The organism is Fructobacillus sp. ESL1096 (genome assembly GCF_058511985.1).
This window is the reverse complement of sequence record NZ_CP196400.1, coordinates 945884-959361: the sequence shown is the minus strand read 5'-3', so window position 1 is coordinate 959361 and position 13478 is coordinate 945884. Positions and strand designations below refer to the sequence as shown.

At 37.8% G+C, this 13478-nt stretch carries 29 protein-coding genes and 1 tRNA gene; 5 read left to right on the top strand and 25 right to left on the bottom strand.

What is annotated here, in order from left to right; translation table 11 throughout:
- Nucleotides 1–166 precede the first annotated feature (166 nt).
- From ACSYSR_RS04760 to ACSYSR_RS04655, 22 genes are all read right to left on the bottom strand, one after another.
- Nucleotides 167–328, bottom strand: coding sequence for a hypothetical protein (locus ACSYSR_RS04760; protein ID WP_489815989.1), 162 nt, complete (start codon nt 326–328; stop codon nt 167–169).
- Between the two features lie 26 nt (nt 329–354).
- Nucleotides 355–504: a hypothetical protein gene (locus tag ACSYSR_RS04755; protein WP_489815990.1), complete on the bottom strand. Its 150-nt coding sequence runs from the start codon at nt 502–504 to the stop codon at nt 355–357.
- 290 nt (nt 505–794) lie between these two features.
- Nucleotides 795–1205, bottom strand: coding sequence for a DUF722 domain-containing protein (locus ACSYSR_RS04750; protein WP_489815991.1), 411 nt, complete (start codon nt 1203–1205; stop codon nt 795–797).
- Between the two features lie 21 nt (nt 1206–1226).
- On the bottom strand, nt 1227–1616 hold the full coding sequence (locus ACSYSR_RS04745) for a RusA family crossover junction endodeoxyribonuclease (RefSeq protein ID WP_489815992.1): 390 nt from the start codon (nt 1614–1616) through the stop codon (nt 1227–1229).
- Between the two features lie 120 nt (nt 1617–1736).
- Complete coding sequence (locus ACSYSR_RS04740; RefSeq protein WP_489815993.1) at nt 1737–2084, bottom strand: YopX family protein; 348 nt, start codon at nt 2082–2084, stop codon at nt 1737–1739.
- Nucleotides 2084–2254 (bottom strand): hypothetical protein, encoded by a 171-nt coding sequence (locus ACSYSR_RS04735; protein ID WP_489815994.1) that lies wholly within the window; start codon nt 2252–2254, stop codon nt 2084–2086. The genes ACSYSR_RS04740 and ACSYSR_RS04735 overlap by 1 nt, the downstream gene beginning before the upstream one ends.
- Nucleotides 2251–2625, bottom strand: a complete 375-nt coding sequence (locus ACSYSR_RS04730; RefSeq protein ID WP_489815995.1) for a hypothetical protein — start codon at nt 2623–2625, stop codon at nt 2251–2253. The genes ACSYSR_RS04735 and ACSYSR_RS04730 overlap by 4 nt, the downstream gene beginning before the upstream one ends.
- Nucleotides 2626–2653: 28 nt before the next feature.
- On the bottom strand, nt 2654–2881 hold the full coding sequence (locus ACSYSR_RS04725; protein ID WP_489815996.1) for a hypothetical protein: 228 nt from the start codon (nt 2879–2881) through the stop codon (nt 2654–2656).
- The gene (locus tag ACSYSR_RS04720) at nt 2881–3102 is read right to left on the bottom strand and encodes a hypothetical protein (protein ID WP_489815997.1); all 222 of its coding nucleotides are present in this window, start codon (nt 3100–3102) and stop codon (nt 2881–2883) included. The genes ACSYSR_RS04725 and ACSYSR_RS04720 overlap by 1 nt, the downstream gene beginning before the upstream one ends.
- Nucleotides 3103–3186: 84 nt before the next feature.
- Nucleotides 3187–3591 carry a hypothetical protein gene (locus tag ACSYSR_RS04715; RefSeq protein WP_489815998.1) on the bottom strand — a complete coding sequence of 135 codons (405 nt, stop codon included), beginning with the start codon at nt 3589–3591 and terminating at the stop codon, nt 3187–3189.
- Between the two features lie 23 nt (nt 3592–3614).
- On the bottom strand, nt 3615–4292 hold the full coding sequence (locus ACSYSR_RS04710) for a putative HNHc nuclease (RefSeq protein WP_489815999.1): 678 nt from the start codon (nt 4290–4292) through the stop codon (nt 3615–3617).
- 8 nt (nt 4293–4300) lie between these two features.
- Nucleotides 4301–4732 (bottom strand): helix-turn-helix domain-containing protein, encoded by a 432-nt coding sequence (locus ACSYSR_RS04705; RefSeq protein ID WP_489816000.1) that lies wholly within the window; start codon nt 4730–4732, stop codon nt 4301–4303.
- Nucleotides 4733–4739: 7 nt separating this feature from the next.
- On the bottom strand, nt 4740–4916 hold the full coding sequence (locus ACSYSR_RS04700; RefSeq protein ID WP_491708344.1) for a helix-turn-helix domain-containing protein: 177 nt from the start codon (nt 4914–4916) through the stop codon (nt 4740–4742).
- Nucleotides 4917–4939: 23 nt separating this feature from the next.
- Nucleotides 4940–5659, bottom strand: coding sequence for a phage antirepressor KilAC domain-containing protein (locus ACSYSR_RS04695; protein ID WP_489816002.1), 720 nt, complete (start codon nt 5657–5659; stop codon nt 4940–4942).
- The gene (locus ACSYSR_RS04690; protein WP_489816003.1) at nt 5646–5879 is read right to left on the bottom strand and encodes a helix-turn-helix domain-containing protein; all 234 of its coding nucleotides are present in this window, start codon (nt 5877–5879) and stop codon (nt 5646–5648) included. The genes ACSYSR_RS04695 and ACSYSR_RS04690 overlap by 14 nt, the downstream gene beginning before the upstream one ends.
- Nucleotides 5876–6724 (bottom strand): helix-turn-helix domain-containing protein, encoded by an 849-nt coding sequence (locus ACSYSR_RS04685; RefSeq protein ID WP_489816004.1) that lies wholly within the window; start codon nt 6722–6724, stop codon nt 5876–5878. The genes ACSYSR_RS04690 and ACSYSR_RS04685 overlap by 4 nt, the downstream gene beginning before the upstream one ends.
- 51 nt (nt 6725–6775) lie before the next feature.
- Nucleotides 6776–7378, bottom strand: a complete 603-nt coding sequence (locus ACSYSR_RS04680; protein WP_489816005.1) for a DUF669 domain-containing protein — start codon at nt 7376–7378, stop codon at nt 6776–6778.
- A 4-nt stretch (nt 7379–7382) separates the two neighbouring features.
- The gene (locus ACSYSR_RS04675) at nt 7383–8141 is read right to left on the bottom strand and encodes an AAA family ATPase (RefSeq protein ID WP_489816006.1); all 759 of its coding nucleotides are present in this window, start codon (nt 8139–8141) and stop codon (nt 7383–7385) included.
- A gap of 128 nt (nt 8142–8269) precedes the next feature.
- Nucleotides 8270–8659, bottom strand: coding sequence for a hypothetical protein (locus tag ACSYSR_RS04670; RefSeq protein WP_489816007.1), 390 nt, complete (start codon nt 8657–8659; stop codon nt 8270–8272).
- Entirely contained in the window at nt 8656–8838 is a 183-nt protein-coding gene (locus ACSYSR_RS04665; protein WP_489816008.1) for a hypothetical protein, read from the bottom strand. Before ACSYSR_RS04665 ends, ACSYSR_RS04670 begins: the two co-directional genes overlap by 4 nt.
- A 64-nt stretch (nt 8839–8902) precedes the next feature.
- Nucleotides 8903–9124 (bottom strand): hypothetical protein, encoded by a 222-nt coding sequence (locus tag ACSYSR_RS04660; RefSeq protein WP_489816009.1) that lies wholly within the window; start codon nt 9122–9124, stop codon nt 8903–8905.
- 249 nt (nt 9125–9373) lie between these two features.
- The gene (locus tag ACSYSR_RS04655; RefSeq protein ID WP_489816010.1) at nt 9374–9577 is read right to left on the bottom strand and encodes a hypothetical protein; all 204 of its coding nucleotides are present in this window, start codon (nt 9575–9577) and stop codon (nt 9374–9376) included.
- Between the two features lie 71 nt (nt 9578–9648).
- On the opposite strand from ACSYSR_RS04655, the gene ACSYSR_RS04650 reads away from it, so the two are divergent.
- A complete protein-coding gene (locus ACSYSR_RS04650) occupies nt 9649–9831 on the top strand; it encodes a YegP family protein (protein WP_489816011.1) in 183 nt (60 codons plus the stop codon).
- Here ACSYSR_RS04650 and ACSYSR_RS04645 read toward each other — a convergent pair.
- Entirely contained in the window at nt 9809–9967 is a 159-nt protein-coding gene (locus ACSYSR_RS04645; RefSeq protein WP_489816012.1) for a hypothetical protein, read from the bottom strand. The genes ACSYSR_RS04650 and ACSYSR_RS04645 overlap by 23 nt on opposite strands.
- Nucleotides 9968–9998: 31 nt before the next feature.
- Nucleotides 9999–10214 (bottom strand): helix-turn-helix domain-containing protein, encoded by a 216-nt coding sequence (locus ACSYSR_RS04640; protein ID WP_489816013.1) that lies wholly within the window; start codon nt 10212–10214, stop codon nt 9999–10001.
- Between the two features lie 144 nt (nt 10215–10358).
- Between ACSYSR_RS04640 and ACSYSR_RS04635 the strand changes: the two genes are divergently transcribed.
- The 4 genes from ACSYSR_RS04635 (at nt 10359) to ACSYSR_RS04620 (ending at nt 13176) form a co-directional block, all read left to right on the top strand.
- A complete protein-coding gene (locus ACSYSR_RS04635; protein ID WP_489816014.1) occupies nt 10359–10745 on the top strand; it encodes a hypothetical protein in 387 nt (128 codons plus the stop codon).
- Between the two features lie 8 nt (nt 10746–10753).
- Nucleotides 10754–11155 carry a hypothetical protein gene (locus tag ACSYSR_RS04630; RefSeq protein WP_489816015.1) on the top strand — a complete coding sequence of 134 codons (402 nt, stop codon included), beginning with the start codon at nt 10754–10756 and terminating at the stop codon, nt 11153–11155.
- 20 nt (nt 11156–11175) lie between these two features.
- Entirely contained in the window at nt 11176–12024 is an 849-nt protein-coding gene (locus tag ACSYSR_RS04625) for a PH domain-containing protein (protein ID WP_489816016.1), read from the top strand.
- 78 nt (nt 12025–12102) lie between these two features.
- Nucleotides 12103–13176: a site-specific integrase gene (locus ACSYSR_RS04620; RefSeq protein ID WP_489816017.1), complete on the top strand. Its 1074-nt coding sequence runs from the start codon at nt 12103–12105 to the stop codon at nt 13174–13176.
- A 162-nt stretch (nt 13177–13338) separates the two neighbouring features.
- On the opposite strand, the gene ACSYSR_RS04615 is transcribed toward ACSYSR_RS04620, so the two are convergent.
- Nucleotides 13339–13410 (bottom strand) — tRNA-Glu (locus ACSYSR_RS04615).
- Nucleotides 13411–13478 lie beyond the last annotated feature (68 nt).

Below are 13478 nucleotides of genomic sequence, written 5' to 3'. Positions count from 1 at the left end.
CTCCTTTCGACTTAATTTTATGTACAAAAAAAGACAGCCTAAGCTGTCCTATTTATATATTTTATAAATCAAAAAATGTTGATGACTGCTTTTTACGCTAAGCCCTTTATTACGACTGACGTTTGATGCTTTTTTATTTTTGTTATGAAAAAATACTTTAGCTTTCTTAATCATCCAACCACCCCATATGTTTATGATAATTAATCACACCGTATCGAAATCCAGCCCGCATGTTAGCATGTCGATAATCGTGTTTGTCTGGTTGCTCATCCGTCACCGTTGCAAACTGCTTATTAACGGCAGTTGCCTGGTCTTTGTGACGTTTCATTCTAGTATCTTTGTCCTCGTACACCATTAGAAAGTTGCTCCAAACCAGGCAATTTTAATGCCTAAAATAATAATACCGATTGCTCCAGCAAATAAACCTACTGCTGTCATGTACAGCGCGCCTACGCACATCCATTCGAACGCACGACCTAAATTCTTCTTGATTTTATTTTTCATGATTACCTCCAATAAAAAAGACTATTTCCAAAATGGAAACAGTCATTATATGTACCGCAGCCATCTTCCGCCAGGAGATGACTGTATGCTCGCTACCAACTGATTGGATTACGGCAAGCTAAGAATAAAAGCGGGATTGCACCGCTCTTTATCCATAATCAGCGACCCCATGACTTGATACGTAGAAAGAAAAAGGTAATTGGAGCAGATTGGTCGCTGTCGAAACATCAAATATCTAATGTTTCTATACTACAATTTTACCGCCATTTTAAACTGAAAAAGTGCAACATTTAGTTAATCCAAGTATTTTTTAACAGGAATCTGTATTTTGCTCTATCTCGGTCATACTTGCATTGCCTTTCTGATTTAAAAACCAGTCTAGACACCTTTTTCCAAACGTATTCCTTGCGCTTGTCATAATAATAATCAAGCATATTAACTAATTCCAAATCACTATCAATAATGAAATCATGAACAGCAATGTATCTTGACTGGAGCAAATTAAGCTCATGGTCTTCATACTCTTTTATCAGTACGCCCTCAACTTTTGTCTTTTCGTTGTTGACGTTTTCAACTCGTCCGCCACCAATGTTCTCATCAGTTGAATGAGCAGTCCTTAATTCAAATTTTCTAAACGAAATATCTTTCTCAAGTTCGCCCGAAAAGTATTCAGTGAATAATTTGTCGATTTTGTCCGCCAACTGAACATACTCCTGTCTATATTATTTTTTTACCCTAATTTCGACCCGTGGCCGTTCTTTATCAACTTCAAAAGATTCATGAAATCCAGTCAAATATTTAAGACTGTCATTTGGCAAGAATACTTCTCCCCGCACATTAGCCTTTTGCATTCCGTCTAAAATGAATTTCTTGATAAATGCCCAATTGTCTGCATCAGTCCGCATATCAGGTACATACCACCGCAACTCCAACATACATGGCCACTCGAAACGCATACCGTCTACCATGGCCTGCTGTACAACTAGCTGGCAGTAATTGGTTGCCTGCTTCTTCATCTTAGACCCGAAATAGCGGTTCTGGCGTTCGGCCTGAATGTATTTATTGAGCGTATATGATTTAAGAACGTGTAAATCGAACTCAATCATGGCCATTAAATTTAAAATCTCGAAGATACTTAAACATCAAGTAGATAAACGCCCATATTACGCTTACTGATAACACCGTTAGAACGGCTGCAAACAACACCAACAAATAAATTCCAATCGTACTCTTCATTTTCCCTCCAATAATCCTGGATTCTCGTGAATGTTGCCAATTACTTCGTAATTTACTTCAAATTCACTTTCTGAAAATGCCATTTCTGGTCTGTCTGTACTTATGTCGCAGAATCCATCAAGGGTAAAATAATAGTCTTCATAAATTACCTTACCGACAGTAACTTTAGAGAATCCGTAAACCTTAACAATATCGCCCTCGTATAATTCGTTGCCGTTCTTGTCATGCAGTCCTGTGAATTGTTCGACTGTTATATTGTCTGCAATAAGGCAGAAGCTTAATGTTCTAATTACATCGGGATGAATTTTTTCTCCATCCCACGCCCTAAACTTAATCTCTCTCATTACTCTTCCCCTTCGGCATTTTCATAAACAATTTTAGAAACGGCATCAACAATTAAATTCATCAATCGCTTTTTCTCTTTATAGCTTATTTTTTCGTTCGCCAATAAGTATTGGATATTTTTATTTACGTTGTAATAACATTGGGTCACTTCGCTGCCTAATATCATCACTCAACTACCTTAATTGATTCAGGGTGTAGCCATGCAGTCATAAGCACTCGGCTATGTGACCTAAATACAGTAAGCAATTCAGTAAATAAATTTGTAAACGTATCTTCTACATAGAGCGTGTCAATAAAGTAGATAAAGTCTTCTTTTGCCATTTTTTCTGAATAAGCTTTGTCCCAAATATCCTTTTGAGATTTTGTCAATTCAAGAGGTGGCGCATAATTTTCTTGTAACTCTTCTATCAGCGCGTATACTGCTGTATGGCCATTCACAAATTCTTGATCGATTACCGGTTGACTTTCGTCTCGAATAAAAGATAGTTCATCGATTTCGTCAAATGCTTCTTTGAAAGTTTGTTTAGGAATTTTCTTCATCACTCCACCTCTAACATTTCGTTCATCACTATGATTCTTCGTTCGGGTATAACATTCCAAAGTCGCCATAAGGAAGCGAAAGCGTATATCCTCCTTCTAGCGTGACAATAAACTCTTCCGTATTTTCTAATTTCTTTCCATAACGATTTGTCAAATAAATATACTCAACAACTAATTTTTGGCTTCCAATAGATACTTCTTTTCCGACTTCATAAGTCAAGTTCTTAATCTTAGTGCTAACAAGTGTCTTAATCATCACTCCACCTCTTCATAAATGAAATCAATCTTGTATTTTTTTAAATCTTTTCCGAAAATCACGTTTTCTGATTTTAGATTAAAAACATCTTCCAAAAATTTTTCAAAAGAACTCTCATCTTTGAAATCTTTTTTATCTACTCTTTTTGTGTCATAAAAAAATTCACCATTTTCTTTGTTGTGAACCATGTACGAAATCGTAATAGCTTTCACTTTTTCCATAAAATCTCCTATACCAATTTAACTTTTACCAGTAATTCAGGTTGTAAATCTTGTCAACATTTTCATCATGTGAGTTTTTATCCATCATTCCAACTCTCGTTCGAACATGTCGGGATTATATCCGGCTTCGATTATTTCTTTTTCGGTAAATGGGTAGTAGTCATTGCGTTCCAAAACAATTATTTCGAATTGGCTATCAAGCCAGTAAGCATCCCCATCCTCATCTACTTTTTTATATTTCCAACGGTACTTCTTCTCTGTTTCAACAAACTGGTCATGCGCCCATTCACGAGATTTTGGAAGTGCGATTAAAGAAAGCTCTTGACTTAATCCTCTGACTTTTTCGTTATCTACTGTTTTGTCGAAAAAAAGATCGTCATAAATATATTTAATAATAACGGGTGCAACCACTAATTTTTGTTGCACAAAATATTTGTCAGCAATCTCAACAATCTTCCGATATTCTTTTTCAGTGAATTTTTTAGTCATAATTACTCCTATACCAATTACAATTACCAGTAATTCAAGTGATAAATCTTGGCAATCCGCTCGTCTACTGGCACTCCCTGCAAGTGGTAGTGTTGCATAAACTTCTTAATACCCCACTCGGTTGTGTGCTGTTGATTGATATGGTGGTCGTGGCATAACGCCATACCAGTCCAGCCAAGATGGTTCATATCCTTCCGACTCATTGTGTAGCCAATCGCCCTGCAGTGAGCGAACTGAATACCATTGCTAGTTCCGCAAACAACGCATTTTTTGTTAATCAGGCACGAATACTCGAAACGTCTTCCAAAGTCGCTCTCGAGTTCTTTTATCGGCATTATGGACAACGTCACGTTATGTGCAAGGCTAAAGTCCAATAACATGCTGATGAACTCGTTGGCTTCCGTCCGATTGCCTAACCGAGTTGACAGGCTGATATAGTCCAGGTCGTTATCAAGGCAATACTTGGCTTTGAAATAGTTCTCCACCGCCTTGTTGTCGCCTGCCCAGAAGCCACCAATGTCAGATTTAGCAATGTCGGCCATAATCGCATATGCGAACTTGCGTTGCTGGGCTGTAATCGACCGCTCATCACGAAACACAACCCCTACCGAGTCAGTGTAGAAGTCTGTATCAACATCATCATCTAATTGAATTGTGAGTATATTGCCACGCTTGCTGAGCAACTTGCCTGCAACTTCCATAAGACCTCTTACGCTGTTCTTCCTGGATTATCATCAATGCCCATTAGGTAACGTTTCGACACATTCAATGATTTAGCCATTTTCGTCCATTCGTCTGGACTCGGCTCGCTTGTCCCTTTTATAACTGCTCGAATACGGACTTCTGACATGTCTACCATGTCTGCTAATTCTTCAATCGATACATTGTTCTTGATCAGCATGAAGTTGATTCGATTAACAGCACAATCCCCACTGCTAACTGTTCCAAATCCAAATTCTTCGGAAATGATAACTAATCTTTCGTAGACAGAACTGTTGAATACAAGCGACCTTCCGTTGATTAATTTCTTTGCAACAAAAACCGAAATCCCTGTGTACTCAGCAAACTGCAGGATGTCCATTCCAGATTTTTTGAACTCACTGATAATTCCGTCTGCCATTTCCTGTGTTATTTTCTGCATTTCTAACTCACTTGTCGTAATAATAGGCAAATCGCCATAGTTTTTCGAAAGTCTCTTCTGTGAACGTTCGACTGTCGCTATTGTAAAAACGATTAAGCTGTGTCTTTGACACTTCGGTCGATATGACCAAATCGGTTAGACTCATTTGGTGTTTTTCCCGAACCTCTCTTAATCTATCAGCCATCTTGTCGCTGATTTCTCGTGTATTCATTCCGCTATCTCTTTCTCTTCGCAGTACCGTTTCAAAAAGTAGTCCATACCTTTTTGAGTTACCTTGGTTGTTCGATTAACCCTAACCTGTCCCTTTTCCATAGGGGTTTCGGTCGTGTTGATTTCGAACAATCCCTGTTTAACAAATTGATGATTGGGTAAATTGAATGACTCACCCTTTCGCCTGCACAGATAGCCTTCATATCGCAATAATTTGAACAGCGTATTCTGGCCAATTCGGAAACCATTTTGTGTCAAGAACTCGGCTAGTGTCTTCACACTGTTGGTGTCCTTACTCGACTTGATACGCTGACCAAATTTGGCATCATCCATGACCAATTTCATTTGATTCTGTGCAAAGATAACCATCTGGCTCATCTTGTACATTGGATCGTTGAAACGTTCTTCGATGTCGATAAAATAGTCACGAATCTGGCGGCCAACTTCTGTCTGGCTCATCATGGCAATGTGCTTAGCAGAACGAACATCAAGTTGGTAATCCTGCAAAACCTTAACAGCTATTCCACTACGGTTTTTTAAAGGCGTAGGTGTACCTACGGGTTGAAAATCTTGTCCTTGAACCAGTGTTCGGCTGGCCGACTTCCACCACTCCGAGAAGCGCCAGTTTACTTGCAAAGCTTTATAAAGCTCTCGAGCAGATACAGTCGGTTCTTTCCCAGCTGATTCGTTCAAATTGATTAAATTAAATTCGCTCATCGTCTAGCCTCCCCTTTTCGTTCTTCAAAATATAATCAACGGATACCCCATACAATTCTGCTAGCAAAACCAATTGCACATCTCTTACGCTAGTCACGCCCGTTTCCATGTTTGATAAGCTTGCTGTGCTCATCTTCAAACCCTTTGATGCGGCGTATCGACTAACGTTTGCTAGCGAATAATGGTTATCCTGTCTCAACTCCCTTAGTCGATTATTCATACATGTGTCTTCCTGCCGTTCAGAATTGCCATCAAATCTTCTTGCGGCTGATTTGGTTGTTTTTGCTGCTGTTGAATGTCAGCATTCGTTGCAATCTTTGGCTCTTGCTTACCCTTGGCATTTTTTGGTTTTGGAATTTTGCCATCAACAAATCCGCGTTCATTAGCACTAGTTAAATGTTCTTCAAACCTACCGATTAGTGACTTAACCGTGATGTACTCCACGCTAGAGAATGTAGCAACCATGTAATTCAGTACATCTTGAAAATCCTCAAGTGATACATTTTTCATCGCTAACGATGAGAACGTACCCGTGTTCTTATTATTTCGTTCGGTCGCCTTGTTATAAGCAGCCAACATTTTTGAAGCCAGCATGGGGTCAATGACTTCATCAACGCCCTTATGTGTATCTAATCTATTAGTTAATTTATTAGTTAATCTATTATCTAGGACATTTTTGTCCCTAGGGTAGGGACGTTTATGTCCCTGGGGTAGGGACGTTTGTGTCCCTAGGGGGGTGACATTTTTGTCGTTAGGTAGGGACGTTTGTGTCCCTACCCCGGGCTCAATCAACTCTAAATACCGTTTTTCGATAATTGTAGTGCCATCTTTGTATTTGACAGTGCTTTTTAACAACCCCTTTTCATACAAGTCACTAAGTGCTCGCTGTACGGATCGTGTTGTCTTATGGTATTTGTCAGCCAAAAAGCTATTACTAGGAAAGGCATGTTGCCCCGTGTTTGATAGTGTGTAAATAAATCCAAGCAAACGCACTTGAAAATCACTCACATTGTCCAAATCGTCAACCCACGCAGGTATTTGTGAAAAGAACCTAGTATTTGACATTTCCAGTCCTTTCTCTTACTACTGTTTCATTAAAATAAATATCTATACCAATCAGAATGGAAGGTCATCATCTGAGATGTCGATTTCAGAATTGTTTACTGATTGGCCAGCAAAAGGATTGAATCCAGTCTGCTCTGGTTGCTTACTTGCAAATGCGTTGCTTGATGGTGCTTGCGCCTTTGGCGAACTATTCTTAGCCTCAAACATGTCACGAGTGATTCCATCTGGCTTTGAACCATCACTATCTACATGAGTCTTAGCTCGAACAGTCAGGTTAGTTTTACCAGTGTAATCACTTGTCTGCCATTCAACTTTGATGTTGATTGTCTTGCCAATCATTGATTTCACGTATTGAGCAAGTGAACTGAATTGAACACCGCTTTTAGCGCCTGCAGAAACTGCCATATTGTTAAAATTCTTTGTTGAGCGTTCGGTTTCTTCCGCAGTTCCATCTTTCCAAACCATGTTGTCATATCGAACTTTTCCGCCCTGATATTCGCCATCAACTACTTCATAATCAAAGACTGCCATCTCACTTCCAGTTGATGACGTTTTGGCTTCTGATGAATCCAAAATCTTCACGTTGTAAGTACCTGATTCTTGTACTGATTGACCAAATACGTTGTTCTCGTCTGTTGTAAATCCAAATGCCATAGTCTTATGCTCGCTTTCCTAATTCATTAGCAACGTCTGCTACTTGTTCTTCAAATGTCTTCTCGGCCTTTTTAGGCGCTTTCTGTGGCTTTTTTGTTGGTAGCTCTTTATGCTCAGCAGGCTCTACCAATTCGTTTGCCTTAATCAAAGTACGTTCGTCAATTCGATTCTTACCATGATTTCCTTGTTCTGGATCAAAGTCGATAAATCGTTGACCATCTTGTTTGTAGATACGTCCAACAACGTCAAATGGTGCTGACAATGCATTGAACGTCTTTTGATTCATATCGGCCTCAAATCGTCCTTTGCCGTCTAATCCACTTGCACCGTTATCAATCTGGTGAGCAGTTACGAGAACTGTCTTTCGGCTCTTGCGTAACTTCATTCCCAAATTTCTGAACCACGATTGCAACTTTTGGTAATTCTGACGACCGTCTTTACTTCGACCATCAATGTTATCCAGTACCCAGTTTTGGAGTGCCGTCACGTTGTCCAAAATGATTGTGTCAAAGTTAGGACTGCTAATCGCTGAATCGACATAGTAATCAACCTGCGCCTGAATGTTTGGTGCATCAGTATCGTCAAATGCAAATACGAATGTATCTGTTGTGTCTGCTAATGCGTTGTAAGATCCATCAAAAATGAAGCTGACCTTATTCCCATTGAGATACTTGGATAGGCTTGTTTTACCCGTTCCACCATCTCCATAGATGAAATACATATTCCCAGATGGAATAATTTTTCCTGGCTTGAACTCAATCATGGTTTTTCCTTTCTTTGTTTGAATTAATTGTTGAAAACATTAGTTATGGTCAAAAATTAGTAATAGTAGATTCAATGTTTGAACAGTCAAACTAGCGATCAATAAATAGTTAGTCATGTTTTTATTCCTCACTTTTTGAAACTAACTTTCTCAGTCTTTTTGATGACGGTAACCTCGTCAAATTCTTCTTCGTTTAGAATTTTCTTAAGGTCTGTCACACCTTTAAATTGAAGAACCTCTAGTCCGTAAGATTTCAAGTATTTAAGCATTAGTTCGGGATCATTAATCGTCACTCTTCGACTAACTTCGCCAATTTCAATATCGTCAATTTGGCCGCCATCAATCATGAAGTCTCGTGCGTATTTCTTGAACTTCTTGATATTTCCTTCCACCTCTTGAATCTTGAAGTACACTTCGCTTTTCTGACTGGGCGACAGCGAAGTGAAAAAGTCTTCGTTCCCTAAATCAACTCCTGATGTGATTTCTCCGTATGGATCTACGATTGATACATCTCTCATACTTGCACCCCCAATTCTTCTAGGTAAGTCTCTTGTTCTTCAATTTCTTCGCTTAATTCAGATTGCTTGATATATAATTTTTCCAACTTGTCTTGCACTCTTTCAATTTCGTCATCATTACGACCATTAAGGTGGTATAAAGACATATCGTCAGCTACAAAATTACCTGTTGTTTTCATGTTTAACCCCCTTTTGTGCTATAATTAGGGCATAAAATTATTTTTAGACGGATAAATTTATGCCTTAAGCTCGCTTACTCAAGCGGGCTTTTTGTTTTGCGATTTTAAAATCATGTTTAGCAAGCCGTTTTCCCTGAATAACAATGTCATTGGTAATATCATTCTCAATGTCATATGAATCGAACAGTGGAGCTCGCTTGTAGTATTTGTACGCCATGATGGATAACGTGGTTACGCCCGTTCCAATCGCTAACATTAGTAAATCGTTGAATTGCATTAGTGTCATATTCTCGCCTCCTATGCGTATTTCCTAGCTCGTTTGAAGAAATAGTTATACAGTTCATAACCCGAATAGACTGGGTGCGTTTCACTCGGCCATAATGGCTTGGGAAATTTCGGATCATCCTTAAACCACTTTTTAAAAGTTGCATGGGCTTTAATTCCTAGATTATCCATGACCTGCTTTTGCGTGTACTCTTCGTTAATGTCGAATTTTGTATAAGCTGTTCCGTTCAATTCATCACCGCCTTCTAAGTTAGCTTTCTAATTTAAAGCTTTTAGCAAAAAACGTTATTGTCACTTTTACTACGTCCTTGCCAAAATCTTCTGATTTCACTTCACTGACGAAATCAATTTGATGTCCATCTATATAGAATTTTTTGGGTGTTTCTACCACCTCTTGCTTAGGATTTGGAAACATTTTTTTTGCTAATTCATGAAAACTATCTTTCTTTTCCATACTTTCTCCTTTTTTGCTATCCTTTTATTACTGGCATTACAGGGCCTAGTAAATGAAAGGAGAATAGTACATTGTATTTTGTTATTAAAAAATCTGTTGATGGCCAATATTATTTCTTATTGAAATCTGACAATGGCCAAGTAGTAGCACAAAGCGAAACTTATCTTTTGAAAAGTAGCGCTGAAAAAACGATTCAATCAATCAAAGAAAATGTTGACAGAGATACATTAGTTATCGACTCTGAAAAGCTGTAACTTTGTTTGCTAAATGGATAATCTTTGCAGATGCGGAGAGTAGTGTATCAACACTGCTCTTTTTATTTACATCGATACTATCGAACATATTTTTAATGTTATCTAATTCTTGAGATAGTTCTTGTTTTTCGTTCATGCTTCCTCCTTTCTGTTTTGTAAATCTTGCTTTAATTATGTACAACAAGCTTTACATCTTGAGCAAAAAAAATATCGTTAACGGTTAAATCGTTCCCTACAGCCTTTGCTACCTTTTCCATTGTTGACCTTGTAATATCACCGTTGTCCATAGCATTATTGATTGTTGAGCGGGATAGCCCTGTTTCTTTAGCGAGTGTCGTAGCCTTGATATTGTAAAATCCCATGATTTTTCGTAAGTTGCTCAACGTTTTTGTTCCCCCTTTCGTAAGGTATGTTTATATTATACAACAAGAATTACACAGTGTAAAGCATAAATAACATTATTTTTTTAAATTGTATTGTATACTGTACACAACGTACAACATATTATACAGATTGGAAGTGTCTACATGCTTGAAAACAACGCTTTGGCGCTAAAGATAAGAGAATTAAAACGCAATGGAAGTTACCGTGATATGGCTGAAAAAACAGGCGATAGAGTATCGCATACATACTTCAGCACATTAGTAAATGGAGATAGCCGTACTAAGCAACCAATTAAACCGAGTCCTGACAAGTTAAAGATAATTGCTTCATCATATCCAACCCAAACTACTTATAAAGAGTTAATGACCCTTTCTGGTTATGAAGAGCAAGAAATAGATCATGACGAAAACAAAAAAACTTTTGATTTAAAAAATCCTGAGCATAATATACTTACTTATGGAGGAAAGCCGATTTCTGATGATGACTGGAATATAATTAAAAGAATTCTGGATAGTGGACAGAGTGAGTGAGGTGACATTTGAAACAAATAGTTGAAAGAATTATCAATGAATATGAAAGACAAGGAATAACGCTGTTGTCAACCAATAGATTAAGCCCTGATGTTCCTGATGTTGCTGATTTATCTACTAGACAAGTTGTTTTCAATGCTAACTCAAGTTTGAAAAAACAAACTCCATTCAGACTTACCCATGAACTAATGCACATTGTTCATGCCGAACCTGATTCTCATAGGATGGTTGCTTATCATGCTTATGACGTTGGTAATCCAGATGAGCGCATGGCTAATAATCAAGCTATCAAATTCTTGATGAACATTTATATGGAAGATGCCGAAGAATTCAATTGGTTACAATTTATGGAAGCCTATGGAATTCCTAGCTATCTAGAAGAACGAGTAAAATTTTTTGCTATAAATTAATATTTTAAGGAGAGAAGTATATGGATAACAAAAATGCTAAATCTGAAATTAAAGGAATGATTTGCCCATTGTGCTCTGAAGTTTGCGTTGCTATGCATGGGTATCCTATTAATAAAATTAATGGTCGTTATACTAAAGTTATTCATCCTCAGTGTATGGCTAAACTAGGAATCAAGAAATTTGACTTTAAAAAACAAGGTCAAATCAAGCGTGAACCATACGAATACTTACAAGAGCTCTATAACAATGGCGAAAAGTATGATTTTGAAAAGGCTAAAAACGACCGTTTAAAGTATCTACGTGATGACCCTGAAATAGTAGACCCAAATCAAGAAATCAAGGACCAGTTAGAAGCAGCAGGCGTTTCGAATCTTTTCGGTACTAAAAAAGAAATCAATCACTTGCATGAATACTTAGATCCACAGGAAAAGATTGTCTACGCCGTCTCTGGTGGTCGTGAAGGACGTTCATATCTGATTGTTATTACTAATAACCGCTTGATGTTCATCAACAAGAACATGTTCGTAGGAGGAGATTATGAAGAGATTGGATTTGATTACATCAACGCTGTTTCTTACTCGTCAAAGTTAGTATTGTCCACCATCATGATTACAAACGGCGCAAATACCATTGCCATTGAAAACGTTGATAAGCGCAATGCCCCTATCTTTGTCGAAAAGCTCAAAAAAGCAGTTCAAGATAAGAAGACAGCCGACAATCAACAACTTTTCCAAGCGCAGCAGCCTGTTCAAGCGCAGCCACAAACAAGCAACTTAAGTCAAATCAAAGAATTAAAAGAGCTGCTTGATATGGGCGCTATTACGCAAGAAGAGTTTGATGCAAAAAAGAAGGAGATACTTGGGATTTAATAGTGATTCAATAATTTGATGCAAAATTAAGGCCAAAGGCCTTTTTATTTGTACCTATTTTTTGAAAAAGGAGTTAATATGGCGAGCATTTATAAGCGTTCAAATGGATGGGGAGCCAGTGTTTACTACAAACTAAATGGCAAAGACAAACGAAAAGTAAAATCAGGATTTAAAACAAAAGCAAAAGCACAACAATGGGCCAAAAAAGTCGAATTTGATAAATTGAATGGTAAAGAATTAGACGATAACCGTCTATTTATTGACGAATTTAAGCAATGGTACGAAATATTTAAAGAACCAAATTTATACTACAAAAGCGCTCAATGGTACAAAACGGTTATTAACATTCTCAAAGAAAAGTGGCCAGATAAAAAAGTAAACGAAGTCAAAACGGCCGATATGCAAAAATTACTAAACGAATATGCTAAAGAACATGTGAAAAGCTCAGTTAGAAGAATCAGGAGCATTATCAGTGCCTTTGTGAGATATGCCATCAGCGAAGGGATTATCTACAAGGATTTCACAGTTAATACAACTGTATACTCTGAAAAGAAAAGCAAATCGGTTGATTTGAAGTTCTTAGAGATTGAAGAAATGAAGGCACTGTTGGAAGAAATGAAAGGAAAAGAGGACTCATCAGCCCGAATGATATACACTTCACTGCTGACAGGCATGCGATATGCAGAGGTTGCTGCACTGACTAAAGATGACGTTGATTTTGATCAAATGACTATATCCGTTAATAAATCATGGGATAGTGATAGGAAAGTAAATAAGCCAACGAAAACAAAATCATCCAATCGAGTAATACCAATTCCTGAAATTTTAGCAGAAGAGATGGAGACTTGGAATTTTGGTCAAGGACAAATTTTTGCTAGCAAATTTTCTTCATATCCGCCCACTGACAATGGTGTGAATAAACGTCTGCGGTTAATGCTCGAAAAATTCCACGCTACGCCAATTACATTCCATGGATTGCGCCATACATTTGCCAGCTTTCTAATACTAAATGATGTCCCTGTTCAAGTAATTACCGAATGGTTAGGCCATGCTGATTCCAACATTACTATCAGTATTTATGCTCATTTGATGGAGCATAAACGAGCCTCCGAAAAGGAACGAGTTCTATCATTTTTAAACGCACTTGAATGATACAGTCTTGATACAGTCAATTAAGAAAATAATTGTAAAACGTTTTACAACGTTTCATAAAGTTTTACAAAAAGAACGCCTACAAATGTGATAACGTGGGCGTTTTTAAAATAACAAAATAAAAAAGCCTGTCTAATGCAATTTGCACCAAACAGACCGAAATAGCCCCAGAGGGAGTCGAACCCTCGATTCCGCGCTGAGAACGCGACGTCTTAACCACTTGACCATGGGGCCATAGTCAACAATACTTAAATAGTTTACTAGATTATTGCCCACCCGTCAATTATTTTTTTAGCATTGTT

Excerpts from the sequence above, each read along its gene's own strand:
- ACSYSR_RS04665 (WP_489816008.1), bottom strand. The coding sequence starts at position 8,838 with ATGAAAACAACAGGTAATTTTGTAGCTGACGATATGTCTTTATACCAC.
- ACSYSR_RS04645 (WP_489816012.1), bottom strand. The coding sequence starts at position 9,967 with ATGAACGAAAAACAAGAACTATCTCAAGAATTAGATAACATTAAAAAT.
- ACSYSR_RS04660 (WP_489816009.1), bottom strand. The coding sequence starts at position 9,124 with ATGACACTAATGCAATTCAACGATTTACTAATGTTAGCGATTGGAACG.
- ACSYSR_RS04715 (WP_489815998.1), bottom strand. The coding sequence starts at position 3,591 with ATGACTAAAAAATTCACTGAAAAAGAATATCGGAAGATTGTTGAGATT.
- ACSYSR_RS04700 (WP_491708344.1), bottom strand. The coding sequence starts at position 4,916 with ATGGCTGATAGATTAAGAGAGGTTCGGGAAAAACACCAAATGAGTCTA.
- ACSYSR_RS04695 (WP_489816002.1), bottom strand. The coding sequence starts at position 5,659 with ATGAGCGAATTTAATTTAATCAATTTGAACGAATCAGCTGGGAAAGAA.
- ACSYSR_RS04675 (WP_489816006.1), bottom strand. The coding sequence starts at position 8,141 with ATGATTGAGTTCAAGCCAGGAAAAATTATTCCATCTGGGAATATGTAT.
- ACSYSR_RS04745 (WP_489815992.1), bottom strand. The coding sequence starts at position 1,616 with ATGGCCATGATTGAGTTCGATTTACACGTTCTTAAATCATATACGCTC.
- ACSYSR_RS04685 (WP_489816004.1), bottom strand. The coding sequence starts at position 6,724 with ATGTCAAATACTAGGTTCTTTTCACAAATACCTGCGTGGGTTGACGAT.
- ACSYSR_RS04755 (WP_489815990.1), bottom strand. The coding sequence starts at position 504 with ATGAAAAATAAAATCAAGAAGAATTTAGGTCGTGCGTTCGAATGGATG.
- ACSYSR_RS04635 (WP_489816014.1), top strand. The coding sequence starts at position 10,359 with ATGCTTGAAAACAACGCTTTGGCGCTAAAGATAAGAGAATTAAAACGC.
- ACSYSR_RS04725 (WP_489815996.1), bottom strand. The coding sequence starts at position 2,881 with ATGATTAAGACACTTGTTAGCACTAAGATTAAGAACTTGACTTATGAA.
- ACSYSR_RS04720 (WP_489815997.1), bottom strand. The coding sequence starts at position 3,102 with ATGGAAAAAGTGAAAGCTATTACGATTTCGTACATGGTTCACAACAAA.
- ACSYSR_RS04690 (WP_489816003.1), bottom strand. The coding sequence starts at position 5,879 with ATGAATAATCGACTAAGGGAGTTGAGACAGGATAACCATTATTCGCTA.
- ACSYSR_RS04670 (WP_489816007.1), bottom strand. The coding sequence starts at position 8,659 with ATGAGAGATGTATCAATCGTAGATCCATACGGAGAAATCACATCAGGA.
- ACSYSR_RS04620 (WP_489816017.1), top strand. The coding sequence starts at position 12,103 with ATGGCGAGCATTTATAAGCGTTCAAATGGATGGGGAGCCAGTGTTTAC.
- ACSYSR_RS04740 (WP_489815993.1), bottom strand. The coding sequence starts at position 2,084 with ATGAGAGAGATTAAGTTTAGGGCGTGGGATGGAGAAAAAATTCATCCC.
- ACSYSR_RS04730 (WP_489815995.1), bottom strand. The coding sequence starts at position 2,625 with ATGAAGAAAATTCCTAAACAAACTTTCAAAGAAGCATTTGACGAAATC.
- ACSYSR_RS04655 (WP_489816010.1), bottom strand. The coding sequence starts at position 9,577 with ATGGAAAAGAAAGATAGTTTTCATGAATTAGCAAAAAAAATGTTTCCA.
- ACSYSR_RS04625 (WP_489816016.1), top strand. The coding sequence starts at position 11,176 with ATGGATAACAAAAATGCTAAATCTGAAATTAAAGGAATGATTTGCCCA.
- ACSYSR_RS04760 (WP_489815989.1), bottom strand. The coding sequence starts at position 328 with ATGAAACGTCACAAAGACCAGGCAACTGCCGTTAATAAGCAGTTTGCA.
- ACSYSR_RS04710 (WP_489815999.1), bottom strand. The coding sequence starts at position 4,292 with ATGGAAGTTGCAGGCAAGTTGCTCAGCAAGCGTGGCAATATACTCACA.
- ACSYSR_RS04705 (WP_489816000.1), bottom strand. The coding sequence starts at position 4,732 with ATGCAGAAAATAACACAGGAAATGGCAGACGGAATTATCAGTGAGTTC.
- ACSYSR_RS04680 (WP_489816005.1), bottom strand. The coding sequence starts at position 7,378 with ATGGCATTTGGATTTACAACAGACGAGAACAACGTATTTGGTCAATCA.